The organism is Streptomyces sp. NPDC107521, from assembly GCF_055598485.1.
The window spans coordinates 136,160-151,388 of record NZ_JBVKAT010000016.1 but is presented as its reverse complement, the minus strand read 5'-3'; the positions used below and the strand labels follow the sequence as shown (position 1 = coordinate 151,388).

Below are 15,229 nucleotides of genomic sequence, written 5' to 3'. Positions count from 1 at the left end.
CCGGGCCGCCCGCCGGGCCCCGCCCCCACCGGGGCGGGGCCCGGTTCCGGTTCCGGGGCCGCCCGCGGTCCCGGAGTGGCCCGCGGAGGGGTCAGTCCCCGGCGCGGCGGTCCATGTACCGCCAGACCGGTTCCAGGACGGCCGAGGCCACCACCGCGACGGCGACCGCCGTCCACGGCATCGCCGTGCCGACCAGCCGCAGGGCGAAGACGTCCTGGAGCCAGGGGACCGCCAGGACCACCAGGAAGGCCCCGCCCATCGCCGCGACCAGGGCCACCCGCCACCAGGTGTAGGGGCGGGCGATGATCGCCAGCACCCACATCGAGACCAGGAACAGCGTCAGCGTCGCCGCGCTGGTCTCCGCCTCCAGCGCGTTCGCCCCGGTGTAGTGGCTCCGGGCCAGCAGGTACGTCACGAAGGTCGCCGCCCCCGCCACCAGCCCGCCCGGGACGGCGTACCGCATCACGCGCCGCACGAAGTGCGGCCGGGCCCGCTCCTTGTTGGGCGCGAGGGCCAGGAAGAAGGCGGGCACGCCGATGGTCAGCGTGGACAGCAGCGTCAGATGCCGGGGCAGGAACGGGTACTCCACCTGCGAGCACACCACCAGCACCGCCAGCAGCACCGAGTACACCGTCTTGACCAGGAACAGCGTCGCCACCCGCGTGATGTTGCCGATGACCCGGCGGCCCTCGGCCACCACCGACGGCAGCGTGGCGAAGCTGTTGTCCAGCAGCACGATCTGGGCCACCGCCCGGGTGGCCTCCGAGCCCGAGCCCATCGCCACGCCGATGTCGGCGTCCTTGAGGGCGAGCACGTCGTTGACGCCGTCGCCGGTCATCGCGACCGTGTGCCCGCGCGACTGGAGGGCGCCCACCATGTCCCGCTTCTGCTGCGGGGTGACCCGGCCGAAGACGGTGCCCCGGTCCAGGACCGCGCCCATCTCCTCCCGCCCGGCGGGCAGCCGCCGCGCGTCCACCGCCTCCCCGTCGAGGCCGAGCTTGGCGGCGACCGCGCCGACCGACACCGCGTTGTCCCCGGAGATCACCTTGGCCCGTACGCCCTGCTCCGCGAAGTAGCGCAGGGTCCCGGCCGCGTCCGGGCGCAGCCGCTGCTCCAGCACCACCAGCGCGGTCGGCACGGCCCCGTCCCCGGCGCGCGGATCGTCCAGCCCCCGCGCGGCGCGGGCCAGCAGCAGCACCCGCAGCCCCCGCTCGTTGAGGCGCCCGGTCTCCGCGAGCGCCGGATCGTCCTCGGCCAGCAGCACGTCGGGCGCCCCCAGCAGCCACGCGCCGGACGAGCCGTCGCCCTCGCGGAAGGCGGCGCCGCTGTACTTGCGGGCCGAGGAGAAGGGCAGCGTCCCGGTGCGCTGCCAGTCGCGCGCGGGCCCGTCCGCCGGGAAGGCGTCGATGATCGCCCGCAGGGAGGCGTTGGGCCGGGGATCGGACGTCCCGAGGGCCGCCAGCACGGTGCGCACGTACGCCTCGTCCGCCCCGCCGAGCATCCGCAGCCCGGTCACGTCCATGCCGCCCTCGGTGAGGGTGCCGGTCTTGTCCAGGCAGACGGTGTCGACCCGGGCCAGGCCCTCGATGGCGGGCAGCTCCTGCACGAGGCACTGCTTGCGGCCGAGCCGGACGACCCCGATCGCGAAGGCGACCGAGGTGAGCAGCACCAGCCCCTCCGGCACCATCGGCACGATGCCGCCGACGGTCCGCGCGACGGAGTCCCCGAAGGCGTTCTCCTTCACCACGAGCTGGCTGATGATCAGCCCGATCGCGGTCGGGACCATCATCCAGGTCACGTACTTCAGGATGGTGGAGATCCCGGTCCGCAGCTCCGACCGGACGAGGGTGAAGCGCGACGCCTCCTCGGCGAGCTGCGCCGCGTACGCCTCCCGGCCCACCTTCGTGGCCTGGAAGGCGCCGCCGCCCGCGACCACGAAGCTGCCCGACATCACCGGGTCCCCGGGGCGCTTGACCACCGGGTCGGCCTCGCCGGTCAGCAGCGACTCGTCGACCTCCAGCCCGTCCGCCTCGACGCACACCCCGTCCACGACGACCCGGTCGCCGGAGCCGATCTCCAGCACGTCGCCGAGCACGATCCGCGAGGTCCGGATCTCCACCGCCGTCCCGTCGCGCCGCACCGTGGGGCGCGCCTCGCCGATCACGGCCAGGGAGTCCAGCGTCTTCTTGGCCCGCCACTCCTGCACGATGCCGATGCCGGTGTTGGCGATGATCACGAAGCCGAACAGGCCGTCCTGGATGGGCGCCACGACCAGCGTGATCACCCACAGCACGCCGATGATCGCGTTGAACCGGGTGAAGACGTTGGCGCGGACGATCTCGGCCAGCGAACGGCTGCTGCGCACCGGCACGTCGTTGACCTGGCCGCGCGTCTCCCGCTCCGCGACCTCGGCGGCGGTCAGCCCGGTCTCCGGCGGGGTGGCGGTGACGGGGTACGCGGGGTCGACCACGGCGTCGGCGGCGTCCGCGTCTGTATGCGTCATGCTCCGACGGTACGTGCGGCGCTCCGGCTTCACCCCCCGAGGGGGGGCGGAACGGCCCGGCCTCCCGGGGCGCGGCCCGGGAGGTGCGGGAGCCGGTGCTACGGGGCGGTCGCCGGGGGGCCCGCTGCCGCCGCGCGCCTGATCGCGGCGTCCCGCTTGCGGACGTACCAGACGCCGATGAGCCCGAGGCCGCCGCCGGCCAGGCAGGTCCACACCCACCAGGCGTGCCCGCGGTCGTCGAACCAGCCGTAGAAGGGCACCTGTGCCAGGAAGAGGACGAACCAGATGACGGTGCCGCCGGTGATGGTCGCGACCACGGGGCCCTCCAGGGGCTCCGGCGCCTCGTGCGTAGGTGTCCACTTCGCCATGCGTACAGCTTACGAGGGGCTCCGGCGGGCGCGCCGGGGCCGTCCCCTCCGCCGCCCGCCGCCCGCCGCTCCGGTGCGCGGCCCGGGTGCCGGCCGGGCCCGGCCCGGGTGGCGCCGCATCTCCGGCGTGGGCCCGCGGTGGGCCCGCCGTGGGTCCGGCGTGCGTCCGGCGCGGAGCGGCGTGTGGCACGGGGCGTGGCGCGGGGCATGGCACGGAAGGGGTCTACGCGCGAAGATGGCGCCCCACGGGCTCATACCTTCATACTGAACCCGTTTGTCTCTGACCACTTTCATTCGTAGGAAACACCAAGCGGGCATGGGGGAGACCCGCTGGTGACATGAGGTTCAGCATGTCCACCCCGGCTTCCGCCCAGGTACCCCCCAGCCCCGAGCCCCCCGACGCGCCCCGGGCGCCGCAGGGCGCTCTCGACCGCTACTTCCGGATCTCCGAACGCGGCAGCACCCTGCCGCGCGAGATCCGCGGTGGTTTCGCCACCTTCTTCGCGATGGCCTACATCATCGTGCTGAACCCGATCATCCTGGGCAACGCGAAGGACGTGTACGGGAACCACCTCGACAACGGGCAGCTCGTCACCGCGACCGCCCTGACGGCGGCCTTCACCACGCTGCTCATGGGCGTGATCGGCAACGTGCCGATCGCGCTGGCCGCCGGACTCGGGGTGAACTCGGTCGTCGCCCTCCAGCTCGCCCCGCGGATGTCCTGGCCGGACGCCATGGGCATGGTGGTGCTCGCCGGGTTCATCGTGATGCTGCTGGTCGCCAGCGGTCTGCGGGAGCGCGTGATGAACGCCGTGCCCTACGGGCTGCGCAAGGCCATCTCGATCGGCATCGGCCTCTTCGTCATGATCGTCGGCCTGGTGGACTCCGGGTTCATCAGCCGGATCCCCGACGCGGCCGGCACCACCGTCCCGCTCCAGCTCGGCAGCGGCGGCCAGCTCCACGGCTGGCCCGTGCTGATCTTCGTCCTCGGCGTGCTGCTGACGCTCGCGCTGATCGTCCGCAGGACGCCCGGCGCCATCCTCATCTCCATCGTCGTGATGACCGGCGTCGCCATGGTCGTCCACGTCCTCGCGGACATCCCCTCCTGGGGCCTGACCACGCCCGAGTGGCCCGGCAACCCGCTCTCCACGCCCGACTTCGGGCTGATCGGCCAGGCCAGCCTGTTCGGCGGCTTCGGCAAGGTCGGCATCCTGACCGGCGTCCTGTTCGTCTTCACGGTGCTGCTGTCCTGCTTCTTCGACGCCATGGGCACGATCATGGGCGTCAGCGACGAGGCCAAGCTGACCGACGCCCAGGGCCAGATGCCCGGCATCAACAAGGTCCTTTTCATCGACGGCGTGGCCGTCGCCGCGGGCGGCGCCAGCTCCTCCTCGGCCACCACCTGCTTCGTGGAGTCCACCGCCGGTGTCGGCGAGGGCGCCCGCACCGGCTTCGCCAACGTCGTCACCGGCGGTCTGTTCACCCTCGCGCTGTTCCTCACCCCGCTCGCCACGATGGTCCCGGCCCAGGCGGCCACCCCGGCGCTGGTCGCGGTCGGCTTCCTGATCCTGGCCGGTTCGATCGGGGAGATCGACTGGGCCGACTTCACGATCGCCATCCCGGCCTTCGTGACGATGGTGATGATGCCGTTCACCTACTCGATCACCAACGGCATCGGCATGGGCTTCATCGCCTTCTGCGTGCTGCGCCTGGCGGCCGGGCGGGGCCGGGAGGTGCCGCCGGCGATGTACGCGGTGTCGGTGGTCTTCGCCTTCTACTACCTGATGCCGGCCCTCGGCCTGACCTGACCGGGCCCCGGCCGTGACGGCGGCCCCGCGTTCCTTCGGGGAGTGCGGGGCCGTCCGCGTTCGCTCACCGGCCCCGGCAGGTCGCGCCGTCCCGCCTGACGGCCGTCACGGGCGGGTCGGCGGGACGGCACGGGCGCGCGGGTCGGTGGGGGCTGTCACCCGTGGCGCCTGGCGAACCTCACGAGACCGGCGAACCCCTCGCGGGTCAGGGCCAGGTGGGGGCCGTTCGGGTCCTTGCTGTCGCGGACCAGGAACTCTCCCCTGGCCGCCGCGTGTTCGGGCGCCCACTCGACGCACTGGCCGCCTTCGCCACCGCTGTACGTGCTCTTGACCCACCGCAGGGGCCGGGAGCCGTGCGTGCTGCTCATCTGGCGTACTCCTCCGCGATTTCTCGTATCCGAGCCAAGGACTCCTCGGGGCCGCGGGCGGAAGCCCGCAGACGCTCGTATGTGGTGCGCGCGTTGTCCACCGCCGTCGCGGAGTCCGTCATGTGCCCCTGCCCCCCCGCTCTCCGAGTACAGGACTGTTGCCCCGTCGTCGGGCGTTAGCAGGGTAAACGGTGGGGATGAGGCGGGGGCACCCGCGTCGAAGCGCAGGACTTGGAGCGTGACGTGGGGGTTTCCCGCGGCCGAGACGAGGTGGCGGAGCTGGTCGGCCATGACGGCCCGGCTGCCCGCCTCCGTCCGTAGCGTCGATTCGTGCAGGATCACCCAGAGCAGGGCCGCCACCACCTCACGCCCGAACCACTCAAGGCCGTTCGCGGGCTCACCGTCCAGTTCGGGTGACGGTTCGGTCGTGCGTTCAACTCCCTTTCTTTCCCACTGGTTTGGAAAGCCTCCCGGCCTGTCGGGCGTACGTCCGGCCGGTGATGCCGGGAGTGCACAGCGTAAGTACCCGCCCCGCACGACGGGCGAGCGGCCAACGGCATACGGAGCGGCAGCCATGACGGCGCAGACAGCGGAGAGGGAACCACCCCCGCCCCGGTCGGACCGGTGCCCGCACGCTGGGACGGGCAGAGCGCCCGCCGGGGCGGGTCCTGCGCGCCCCACCGCAAGAAGCGACCAAGGAGGAGACTTGCGAACGGGCCTCGCACGTACGAAGACCACCGCGCCGACCCCGTGGGGGCTGCGCCGTATGGTCCCGCTGCGCAACGGTGCTCCCTCGCCGTGGCGGTACGTGGGCATCGACCCGGCCACGCAGACCGGCCGACGGGCCGGGGAGGACGGAGCGATGACGCCGGCCGAACTCGGCAAGCACGGCACGAGTGTGAACACCTACCCGCCCACACAGGTCGGCAAGGACGGCAAGGCGGACGGCGACTCCGGTCACGACGCGACGCAGGACTAGGGGGTGGGAGCGCCATGGACAAACGCCCGGTGCTGGTCTGCACGGAGTTCGAGGACGCAACCGCTGACCTGGTCATCGCGGAGCTGAACCGGCGCCGGGTTCCCGTGCTCCGGTTCGATCCGGGGCGCGACTTTCCGGCGCCCGTGGTGCTCGCCGCGCGCGTCGGGACGGGAGGCTGGGACGGGCGCGTGACGGTCGGGGAGCGTACGGCGGATCTGTCCGCCGTGCGTTCCCTGTACCACCGTCGGCCGAGTCCTTGGCCGACGCACAGCGACGAGCAGACGACCCGGTTCGCCGCGCAGGAGAACCGGCGTGGCCTGGGCGGCGTGCTGGGCGCGCTGTCGGGGTGCCTGTACCTGAGCCATCCACTGGCCATCGCGAGGGCGGAGTACGAGCCCGCGCAGCTTTCCGCGGCGCTCCGGACCGGATTCGCGGTCCCGGCCACCCTGATCACGAACGACCCGACGGAGGCCAGGGCGTTCTGCGCCGCACAACCGACCGTCTACAAGCCGTTGCACGCGGGGGTGTACGAGGTCGAGGGCGAGCCCGCCGGAATCTGGGCGGCTCCGGTAGGGGCGGGCGAGGTCGACGGCGCGGTGAGCCACAGTGCGCACCTGTTCCAGGCGCAGGTGCCCAAGGTGGCGGACGTGCGTGCGGTCGTCGTCGGCGAGCAGGTGTTCAGCGCGCGGATCACCGCGCCGCCCGGGGTCGTGGACTGGAGATCCGAGTACCAGGGCCTCGCCTATGAACCGGTCACCTGCCCGGACGGGCTGCGTGGGGCTACGGTGCGGTTCCTCGCCGCTTTCGGGCTGAACTTCGGCGCCTTCGACTTCGCCGTGACCGGGGACGGCGCGTGGTGGTTCCTGGAGTGCGATCCCAACGGCCAGTGGGCGTGGATCGAGGACGCGGCCGGACTGCCGATCACCACCGCGATCGCGGATCTGCTGGAGAACGGAGCGAGTCAGCATGAGTGATCCCCTGGCGTCGGAACACCTACGGGCCGACCTCGTGCGGCGCCTGTCCGAGAACGGCGCCCTGCGCAGCCCGGAATGGGCCGCGGCCCTGTTGGCGGTCCCCCGCGAGGCGTTCCTCGCGCACGGCTGGTTCGAGTACGAGGAGGGCGGCTGGTACCGGCCCGCGGCCGGGGACTCCGCGGAAGGACTCGCGCGGATCTACGAAGACGACACTCTGGTGACGCAGGTGGCCGGGGGCGTCTTCCCCGACCAGGTCGAGGGGCGCGTCGCCGCGGCTCCGTCGTCGTCGTCCACTCTGCCGAGTCTGGTCGTGCGCATGCTCGAAGACCTGCGGGCGGCCGAGGGGACGCGCGTCCTGGAGAGCGGCACGGGCACGGGCTACTCGACCGCGCTGCTGTGCCATGCCGTCGGCGAGGACAACGTGACCACGGTCGAGGTCGACGCCGAGGTGTCCGCCCGTGCCGGGATCGCGCTCGCGGGTGCCGGGCACTGGCCTGTCCGCGTGGTCGGTGACGGACTGGCGGGCTGCGAGGAGGGCGGCCCCTACGACCGTGTGATCGCCACGTGCGGTGTGCACACGGTGCCGGCCGACTGGCTCGCGCAGACCCGCACCGGAGGCGAGGTCCTGGTCACGGTCGGCGGATGGATGCACGCATCCGAACTCGTGCGGCTCACGGTCGCCGACGACGGCACGGCCAGCGGCCGGGTCCTCGGCGGGCAGGTCTCGTTCATGCTGGCCCGCCCCCACCTGCCGCCGCCGCCGGGTGTCCTGCCGGACCTCGGCGAGGGCGACGCGGTGCCCGCGGAGCTGGGCGCGGACGCGCTCGACGACTGGACCGCCCGCTTCGTCGCGCAGTCCGCCGCGCCGCGCGCCCAGCGGCTCACGCTCGTACGGGACGGCCGGACGGAACACGTCGTGATCGACGTGGAGGCCGGGGCATGGGCGGCCGTCTTCCAGGACGGTGGTCGGTGGATGGTCCGGCAGGGCGGGCCGACGCGTCTGTGGGACGAGATCACCGAGCGTGTCATGCGGTGGCAGGCGGACGGATGCCCTGCGGCCGACCGCATGCGGCTGCACGTCGGCCCCGAGGGGCAACGTCTGACCTGGGCGTGACCGCGGGCCGGCAGGACCCGGTGCTCCCGACCTCCACTGCGGGCACCTCCGGTGAAACGGCCCCCTCTACGGGTGACCCGGTGGCCACGCCATCCGCGTCGGGCCACTACCGCAGGTGCGGTTTCCGGACCGCCGTGAGTCCTGTCGGTGGTCCTCTCCCCCTCCTGCCCGGTGACGGCCCCCGGGCCGACCCGCCCCCGGCCCCGGGGCCTGGAGGAGCGGGGACCCGGGGCCCCGGGGGCCCGGCGTCAGCCGACCCCGTAGAACCGTTCCGTCTCCTCCACGGAGGACTGGAACCGCTGGTCGAAGTCGTCGCGAACGAGCGTCCGGACGACATAGTCCTGGACGCTCATCCCCCGTCTCGCCGCGTGGTGCCGGAGCCGGTCGAGCAGTTCCCCGTCCACGCGCAGGCTGAGCACACTCGTCCCCATGCCCACGAGGGTCACCCCGGGAAGCCGGGCGGTGCCCCGGATTCCGCGGGCGGCTCACTCGTAAGGGTGATGCCCGGTGGGATGCGTGGCGGGCATCACGGGCGGAGGCCGTGACGAGCGGTGGTATTTCGCAAGACTAATGAGTTACGCTAAGAAACATGCCGGACCTCAAGCGCGGCGACGACGCTGCCGCCGTGAACTCCCTGCGTTCCGCCGTGATGCGGCTGTCCCGTCGCCTCAAGCACCAGCGGGTCGACGAGTCGCTCAGCCCCACCGAGATGTCGGTGCTCGGCACCCTCTCCCTCTGCGGCAGTGCCACCCCGGGTGAGCTGGCCCGCAAGGAGCACGTCCAGCCGCCCTCGATGACCCGCATCGTGGCGCTGCTGGAGGCCAAGGGGCTGGTCCGGCTGGAGCCGCATCCCGAGGACCGCCGCCAGAAGGTCGTGACGCAGACCGAACAGGCCGTCGTGATGCTGGACGAGAGCCGCCGCAAGCGGAACGCGTTCCTGGCCACCCTGGTCGAGGGGCTCGACGAGGACGAGTGGGCGAAACTGCGCGAGGCCGCCCCCGTGCTGGAGAAGCTCGCACACCTGTAATCCCCATCGCGAGGAGGCGACCCTGTTGAGTACGGGACCCGGAGCAGACTCCGCCCCCGCACCCCATGGACACGACACCGCGGCCGCCCCGCCCGGCGCCCGCCGCCGCAACGGGATGTTCGCCTCCCTGAGCGTCCGGAACTACCGCCTGTTCTTCCTCGGGCAGGCGGTCTCCAACGTCGGTACCTGGATGCAGCGCATCGCCCAGGACTGGCTGGTGCTCAGCCTCACCGGGTCCTCGGCGGCGGTCGGCATCACCACGGCCCTGCAGTTCCTGCCGATGCTCTTCCTCGGCCTCTACGGCGGCGTCCTGGTCGACCGGCTGCCCAAGCGGCCCGCCCTGCTGTTCAGCCAGTCCGCGATGGCGGTCAGCTCGCTCTTCCTCGCCGTCCTCACCCTCAGCGGCCAGGTCCAGGTCTGGCACGTCTACGTCGCCGCCTTCGCCCTGGGGCTCGCCGCGGTCATCGAGAACCCGGCCCGGCAGTCCTTCGTCTCCGAACTGGTCCGGCCCGACCAGCTCCAGAACGCCGTCAGCCTGAACTCCGCCAACTTCCAGTCGGCCCGCCTCGTCGGCCCCGCCGTCGCCGGACTGATGATCACCGGCGTGGGCACCGGATGGGCGTTCCTCGCCAACGGCCTGTCCTTCGTGGCGCCGCTCACCGGGCTGCTGATGATGCGCTCCCGCGAGCTGCACCCCGCCCGCCGCACCCCGCGCGGCAAGGGCCAGCTCCGCGAGGGCCTGCGCTACGTCGCCGGGCGGCCCGAACTGACCTGGACCATCGTCCTCGTCGGTTTCATCGGCACCTTCGCCTTCAACTTCCCGGTCTTCCTCTCCGCCTTCGCCGACGACGTCTTCCACGCGGGGGCGGGGGTGTACAGCCTCTTCAACACCCTCATGGCCGTCGGTTCGCTGGCCGGGGCGCTGCTCGCCGCCCGGCGCGGCACGGCCCGGGTGCGGGTGCTGATCGCGGCGGCGGCGGGCTTCGGGCTGCTGGAGATCGCCGCGTCGGCGGCGCCGGAGCTGTGGATGTTCTCGCTGCTGATGGTGCCGCTGGGGATCTTCGGCATGACCTTCAACGTCACCGCCAACACCAGCATCCAGATGACCACCGATCCCGCCATGCGGGGCCGGGTGATGGCCCTCTACATGATGGTCTTCCTCGGCGGCTCGCCGGTCGGCGCCCCGCTCGTCGGCTGGGTCACGGACATGTACGGCGCCCGCACCGGCCTCGCCGCCGGAGGCGCCGTGGCGGCGCTGTCCGCCGCCGCCGTCGGCCTGGTCATGGCCCGCGTCGGCAACCTCCGCCTGAGCCTGGGCTGGAACGGGGGCCACCCGAGGCTCCGCTTCGTCCCGCGCGAGCACCGGGAGGAACTGGCACCGGTGGGGTGACGGGGCCGGGGGCCTCCCGGCGGGGCGGGGTAGGGCGCCGGGGGCCGGGGCGGCGTACGTCGCACCGCGTCCCGTGCGCCCCGTTCCAAGCGCCCCGGCCGCCGGGCCACCGCGGCCACCGCGCGGCCGTCCGCCTACCGCGCCTCGAACGAGATCCAGACGTCGGGCGGCAGGTCCGGGCGGTGCGGGACCGGTCTGCGCTCCTCGGTCCACGCCTCCCCGGCGATCTCCCCGGCCACCCGCAGCCAGAAGCGGACGGCCCCCGCGTTGGCGTCCTGGAAGGCGACCTCCCACGGCCCGGGGTACGCGGCGACCACCTGCCGCGCGGCGCTCAGGCCGACGCCCGACCGGCGGGCTCCCCGCACGACGAAGAAGCTGTTCAGCACGCGCTGCGGGCCGTCCAGCCCCCGGACGAGGGCGAAGCCGGCCGGGCGGGAGTCCAGCATCACGAGGTGGGCCGCCCACCCGGGGTCGGTGAACGCGCGCTCCAGGCGGTCGGCGGCGAAGGTCCCGTCGGCGTCGGGAAGGGTGCCGGACAGCTCCGACATGTCGTGGCGGAACAGCAGCCACAGCCGCTCGGCCACGGGCAGGTCGGCGGGGCGCGCCGGGCGGACGGACGGTCGGGGCACGGCGGCCTCCACGGGTGCGTTCGACGGTCCCGGGCAGCGTACGGGGCCCGCCCCTGGCGTCGCGCGGGCCGGGCGGTGCGCGGGGCCGCCGGGCGTCGCGCGGGGCCCGGCGGGCGTCCCGTAGGGCCCGTCGGTGCGCGGGGCCGGGCGCCGGGGGAGTACGGCCCGGGGCGTCCGGTGCCCGGGGCGCCCCGGCGCGAGCCCGGCCGTTCCCGGGCCGCAGCCGTCGGCGGCAGACTGGGCGCATGAGACTCTTCGCCGCCGTCCTGCCGCCCGAGGAGGTCCTCACCGCGCTCGACGCCGAGGTGGCCGCGGTGCGGGGGCTGCCCGGCGCGGACCGGCTGCGCTGGACGGAGCGGGCGGGGTGGCACCTCACGCTCGCCTTCTACGGCGACGTCGCCGGGGAGTCGGTGCCCGGCCTCACGGCCCGGCTGGAACGGGCCGCCCACCGGACAGCGCCCTTCCGGCTCGCCCTGCGCGGCGGCGGGCAGTTCGGGCAGGGGCGGGCGCTGTGGACGGGGGTGTCGGGGGACCTCGCCGCCCTGCGGCTGCTCGCCGGGCGCGCGGAGTCGGCGGGCCGCCGGGCCGGGGTGGCGGAACCGGGCGGGCACCGCCGCCACCGGCCCCACCTCACCGTGGCCCGCGCCCGCTCCGCCACCTCCGTGGGCCCCTGCCTCGCGGCGCTCGACGGGTTCGAGGGCCCCGGCTGGACCGTGACGGACCTGGCGCTGGTCCGCAGCGATCTGCCGAGGTCGGGCGTGCCGGGCGAGCGGCCCCGCTACCGGACGGTCGCCCGCCCGGCGTTCGGCGGCGCCGGTTAGGCTCGGGGGCGTGGACCCGAAGAGCCGTAACCGGATCATGGCCGTAGTGCTGGTGCTGATGCTCGTCGTCGTGGTGGTGGCGGCGCTCCGTTAGCGTCACCGCGCGGCGGTCCCGTCGTACCCGGCGTGCCCGTCCGGCGCTGCCGTTCCGGCGGTGACCGGGCGCCGGAGCCACCGGGTGGGCCGGAGCCGGTGGTGCCGGCGCGAGCCCGTGCCGGGTGCGTCGGACACGGCCAGGGCGAAGCGGGGCGGGGCCCACGGGCCGCCGTACCAGCCGTTCCCGTTGTCCCCGTCGTTCCCGTTGTTCCCGTTGTTCCCGGCGGGCCGGGGGCCCCGGGACCGGGGCGCGCGCGGGGCGGGTGGCCGGGGTGACCCGTACGGGATTCCCCCGCGGTACTGCGGGGCCCGGGCCCGTCAGGGGAGCCCGTCGGCGAGGGGCGCCCCGGCCCGGCTTGCGTGCCCGGCGGGCTCCGCGCCGTCGTCGCGGGGGACGGTCGCCGAGGGCACCTGCTGTCCGGGGAGCCGTACGCCCTCGCCCGAGGGGGACGCGTCCAGGCGGGGCAGCAGTCCCGGGGTGGCGAGCCCGGGCAGCACCAGCCGCCACATGGCGGAGATCCGCAGGGGCAGGTCCCGCCGGTCGCTGTAGGCCTGTGACACCACCTGGAGCCCGGTGAAGGCGCTCACGATCGTGGCGGCGACCTCGGCCACGTCGGTGCCGGGCAGCAGCTCGCCCCGCCGCTCGGCGCGGCGCAGCAGGTCCTCCATGGCCCTGATCGCCTGGTCGTAGGGGGCCCGGGCGGAGGAGGTGAACGAGGACTGCTCCACCGTCAGCCGCACACTGGCCCGGAGCACCGTGTCCGTCTTCAGCCGGTGGGCGAAGCTCAGGGTCAGGTCGATCGCGCTCTGCAGCCAGGTCCGGCGCTCCGGGACCGTCAGCGCCTCGCCCTGCGCCTCGACGAGCGCGGTGGCGATGGCCTCCTTCGAGGGGAAGTGGTAGTACAGGGCGCCCCGGGTGAGCCCGGCCCTGGAGAGGATCTCGTTCGTGCTCGCCGCGTCGTAGCCGCGCTCGCCGAACACGTCCGCGGCGGCCTCCAGGATCGAGTGCCTCGATCGAATACCGCGCTCTTGTCGGGCCATGACTCGCGATTCCTTACCCGCAGCAGAACATACAAGCCTGCCTGCATAGTAGTGGTGCCCGGGGTCTCCTCCCCGGCGCATGCCCTTTCCGCCACCCCCGGGCGGCCCGGCAGGGCGCCGCGACGCCGGCGGTGCGCCCGGCCGCGGCCCGCTCGGGGAGGCGTCCCCGGGTGCCTCCGGGGAGGCTCGCCCCGGGTGTCCTCGGGGCGTGGAGCGGGGCCGTCTCAGGGGCCGCCGGTACGGGGGCCGGGGCCGCGGGCGGTGGTGGGACGCCGGGGCGGGACGGGCCGGAACGCCGTGGTGCCGGGGGAGGGGGCGGGTCCGGCGGCCGGGCCGGGGGCGGGCCGGTGGAGCCCGCCGGGCCTCGCGGCGCGGGTGGTGCGGGCGGCCGGGGCGGTGGACGCGGCGGGGGCCCGGGAGTCGGCGCGCGCCGTGGTGGCCGGGGTGGCGGGGGGAGGGTCCGCCACCCCGGAGAAGGGAGGGACGGTTCCTTCGGCGCGGCGAGGTCCGCCCGCGTGAACGGCCTGCCGGTCCATCGGCCCCTCCCGGTATTTCACGGTGACCGTCCATCCGGTCACTGGCGGTGACAGTAACAGACAGACTTGCCTGCTTGTCAATGTGCTGTCCGTGGAACGAAGGGGTGAAGGTGCCGAAAAGCGGGCCGCCGTACCGGTGGGTCCGCCGCCTCGCGATGTGTACGCATCCCGTTTGTCATGTCACGTCGTCAATGTTCTGGTCATACGGTGGCAACTTTCGCTTCGGGTGACGAGTACGGGCTGTCGGTATGGTCGCCGGAAGGTCCTCCGCTCTCCTTGTAAAAAAGACCAGCCTGTCTGTACTTTGTGGGCGTACGCATTGCAGGGCGACGGGGGGAGTCCAGGCGCGCGTCCACGCCTGCCCCTGTCCCGACCAGGCAGGAGTGCCGCGCATGCTGACTTCGTTCGAAGGCACCGGGAATGAGGCCGCCGCCTTAGGGAGCGGCCCCCTGCTCGCAACGGTTCCGCGTGGATACGTGCACCGGGCCTCCGTGGCCGAGGTGCTGCTCACCGGCTGGGAGTCGGACACGGCCGCTGCGGCGCCGGGCGCGCCCGAGCGGTTCACGGTGCGGGCCCAGTGGCCGCGCAGCCACGCCCTCTTCGCCCCGGCCCACGGCCACCAGGACCCGCTGCTCCTGGTCGAGACGATCCGTCAGACCGGGAGCCTGCTCTCCCACGCCGAGTACGGGCTCCCGTTCGGCCACCAGTTCGTGATGTGGGACATCTCCTTCACGGCCCTGCCGTCAGCCTTCGTCATCGGCCCCCGCCCGACCGACGTCGAACTGCGCGCCGAGTGCGTCAACGTCGTCCGCCGGGGACGGACCCTGGCCGGCATGCGGTACGGGGTGACCGTGCTGCGGGACGGACTGCCCGTGGCGACCGGCGGCGCCCGCTTCAGCTGCGCCAGCCCCGCCGCCCACCGCAGGCTGCGGGGCGGGCGGCCCACCACCGTCGCCCAGCGCCCGCCGGTACCGGTCGGCGCGGCCCGCGTGGGCCACACGGACCCGGACAACGTGCTGCTCGCGGCGAACCCCCGGGAGAACCTCTGGACGCTGCGCGTCGACACGGACCACCCGGTCTTCTTCGACCACCCCGTCGACCACGTCCCCGGCATGATGCTGATCGAGGCCGCCCGCCAGGCCGCCCGCGCCGCCGTGGGCCGCCCCGACGCCCTTCTCGTCGACCTGCGCAGCGAGTTCACCCGCTACGCCGAACTCGACGCCCCCTGCCTGATAGAGGCGAGGGTGCTCCGCCCGGAGACGCCGCGGGAGCTGAGGGTGGACGTGTGGGGCACGCAGGAGGGGGAGCGCGTCTTCACGGCGGAACTGCGGCTCGCCCACGGGTGAGCGAGAGGGGGGCGCACTGGACGAGGCGGCACCCCCCCGCCCCACCCGGGGCCCACCACGCCACCCGGCACGGTGGGCCCCGGACGGCCCTGGCCCCGTGTGCGGGGCCACAGTTCCTCGGGCTCGGCCTCCTGGGTCTCCCCGGGGACCACCCCCGCGTGCGCGGGGAACACCAGCCCCGAGGCGGCACCAGCCACGCCATCCCGGGACCACCTCCGCGTGCGCGGGG

Annotated in this window: 14 protein-coding genes, 1 pseudogene and 1 CRISPR repeat array (1 of these 16 only partly in view); of the genes and pseudogenes, 8 read left to right on the top strand and 7 right to left on the bottom strand. The window is 74.0% G+C overall.

Annotated features, from left to right (window positions below; translation table 11 throughout):
• Positions 1-91: 91 nt before the first annotated feature.
• Entirely contained in the window at positions 92-2,503 is a 2,412-nt protein-coding gene (locus ACZ7LB_RS23200; protein ID WP_471470784.1) for an HAD-IC family P-type ATPase, read from the bottom strand.
• Between the two features lie 98 nt (positions 2,504-2,601).
• Positions 2,602-2,871 (bottom strand): DUF2530 domain-containing protein, encoded by a 270-nt coding sequence (locus ACZ7LB_RS23195; RefSeq protein ID WP_365209598.1) that lies wholly within the window; start codon positions 2,869-2,871, stop codon positions 2,602-2,604.
• A 350-nt stretch (positions 2,872-3,221) separates the two neighbouring features.
• Between ACZ7LB_RS23195 and ACZ7LB_RS23190 the strand changes: the two genes are divergently transcribed.
• The gene (locus ACZ7LB_RS23190) at positions 3,222-4,679 is read left to right on the top strand and encodes an NCS2 family permease (RefSeq protein ID WP_471470783.1); all 1,458 of its coding nucleotides are present in this window, start codon (positions 3,222-3,224) and stop codon (positions 4,677-4,679) included.
• Positions 4,680-4,834: 155 nt separating this feature from the next.
• Here the strand turns inward: ACZ7LB_RS23190 and ACZ7LB_RS23185 are convergent, their stop codons facing one another.
• Together ACZ7LB_RS23185 and ACZ7LB_RS23180 are read right to left on the bottom strand one after the other, a co-directional pair.
• The gene (locus ACZ7LB_RS23185; RefSeq protein ID WP_161223972.1) at positions 4,835-5,047 is read right to left on the bottom strand and encodes a DUF397 domain-containing protein; all 213 of its coding nucleotides are present in this window, start codon (positions 5,045-5,047) and stop codon (positions 4,835-4,837) included.
• Positions 5,044-5,398, bottom strand: a pseudogene (locus ACZ7LB_RS23180) (DUF5753 domain-containing protein); the annotation flags it as partial. The gene ACZ7LB_RS23185 and the pseudogene ACZ7LB_RS23180, both read right to left, overlap by 4 nt.
• 355 nt (positions 5,399-5,753) lie before the next feature.
• On the opposite strand from ACZ7LB_RS23180, the gene tgmA reads away from it, so the two are divergent.
• From tgmA to tgmC, 3 genes are read left to right on the top strand one after another with little or no spacing between them, the layout of a single operon-like run.
• Positions 5,754-6,026, top strand: coding sequence for a putative ATP-grasp-modified RiPP (gene tgmA / locus ACZ7LB_RS23175; protein ID WP_471470781.1), 273 nt, complete (start codon positions 5,754-5,756; stop codon positions 6,024-6,026).
• Between the two features lie 14 nt (positions 6,027-6,040).
• Complete coding sequence (gene tgmB, locus ACZ7LB_RS23170) at positions 6,041-7,000, top strand: ATP-grasp ribosomal peptide maturase (protein WP_471470779.1); 960 nt, start codon at positions 6,041-6,043, stop codon at positions 6,998-7,000.
• Complete coding sequence (tgmC, locus tag ACZ7LB_RS23165) at positions 6,993-8,114, top strand: ATP-grasp peptide maturase system methyltransferase (protein WP_471470778.1); 1,122 nt, start codon at positions 6,993-6,995, stop codon at positions 8,112-8,114. The genes tgmB and tgmC overlap by 8 nt, the downstream gene beginning before the upstream one ends.
• 248 nt (positions 8,115-8,362) lie before the next feature.
• On the opposite strand, the gene ACZ7LB_RS23160 is transcribed toward tgmC, so the two are convergent.
• Entirely contained in the window at positions 8,363-8,545 is a 183-nt protein-coding gene (locus ACZ7LB_RS23160) for a ribbon-helix-helix protein, CopG family (protein ID WP_202548914.1), read from the bottom strand.
• Positions 8,546-8,703: 158 nt separating this feature from the next.
• Between ACZ7LB_RS23160 and ACZ7LB_RS23155 the strand changes: the two genes are divergently transcribed.
• Both ACZ7LB_RS23155 and ACZ7LB_RS23150 read left to right on the top strand, forming a co-directional pair.
• On the top strand, positions 8,704-9,141 hold the full coding sequence (locus ACZ7LB_RS23155; RefSeq protein WP_471470776.1) for a MarR family winged helix-turn-helix transcriptional regulator: 438 nt from the start codon (positions 8,704-8,706) through the stop codon (positions 9,139-9,141).
• Between the two features lie 25 nt (positions 9,142-9,166).
• Entirely contained in the window at positions 9,167-10,531 is a 1,365-nt protein-coding gene (locus ACZ7LB_RS23150; RefSeq protein ID WP_471470774.1) for an MFS transporter, read from the top strand.
• Positions 10,532-10,665: 134 nt separating this feature from the next.
• Here the strand turns inward: ACZ7LB_RS23150 and ACZ7LB_RS23145 are convergent, their stop codons facing one another.
• On the bottom strand, positions 10,666-11,160 hold the full coding sequence (locus ACZ7LB_RS23145; RefSeq protein ID WP_471470773.1) for a GNAT family N-acetyltransferase: 495 nt from the start codon (positions 11,158-11,160) through the stop codon (positions 10,666-10,668).
• Positions 11,161-11,405: 245 nt separating this feature from the next.
• Here ACZ7LB_RS23145 and thpR point away from each other — a divergent pair, with 245 nt between their 5' ends.
• Entirely contained in the window at positions 11,406-11,981 is a 576-nt protein-coding gene (thpR, locus tag ACZ7LB_RS23140) for an RNA 2',3'-cyclic phosphodiesterase (protein WP_471470772.1), read from the top strand.
• Between the two features lie 414 nt (positions 11,982-12,395).
• Here thpR and ACZ7LB_RS23135 read toward each other — a convergent pair whose 3' ends face one another.
• Entirely contained in the window at positions 12,396-13,118 is a 723-nt protein-coding gene (locus ACZ7LB_RS23135; protein WP_471470771.1) for a ScbR family autoregulator-binding transcription factor, read from the bottom strand.
• Positions 13,119-14,046: 928 nt separating this feature from the next.
• Here ACZ7LB_RS23135 and ACZ7LB_RS23130 point away from each other — a divergent pair.
• Positions 14,047-15,000, top strand: a complete 954-nt coding sequence (locus ACZ7LB_RS23130) for a ScbA/BarX family gamma-butyrolactone biosynthesis protein (RefSeq protein WP_471470770.1) — start codon at positions 14,047-14,049, stop codon at positions 14,998-15,000.
• Positions 15,001-15,144: 144 nt separating this feature from the next.
• A CRISPR array of direct repeats spans positions 15,145-15,229; the repeat unit is 29 nt; unit sequence GGGACCACCCCCGCGTGCGCGGGGAACAC (it continues 1,959 nt past the right edge of the window).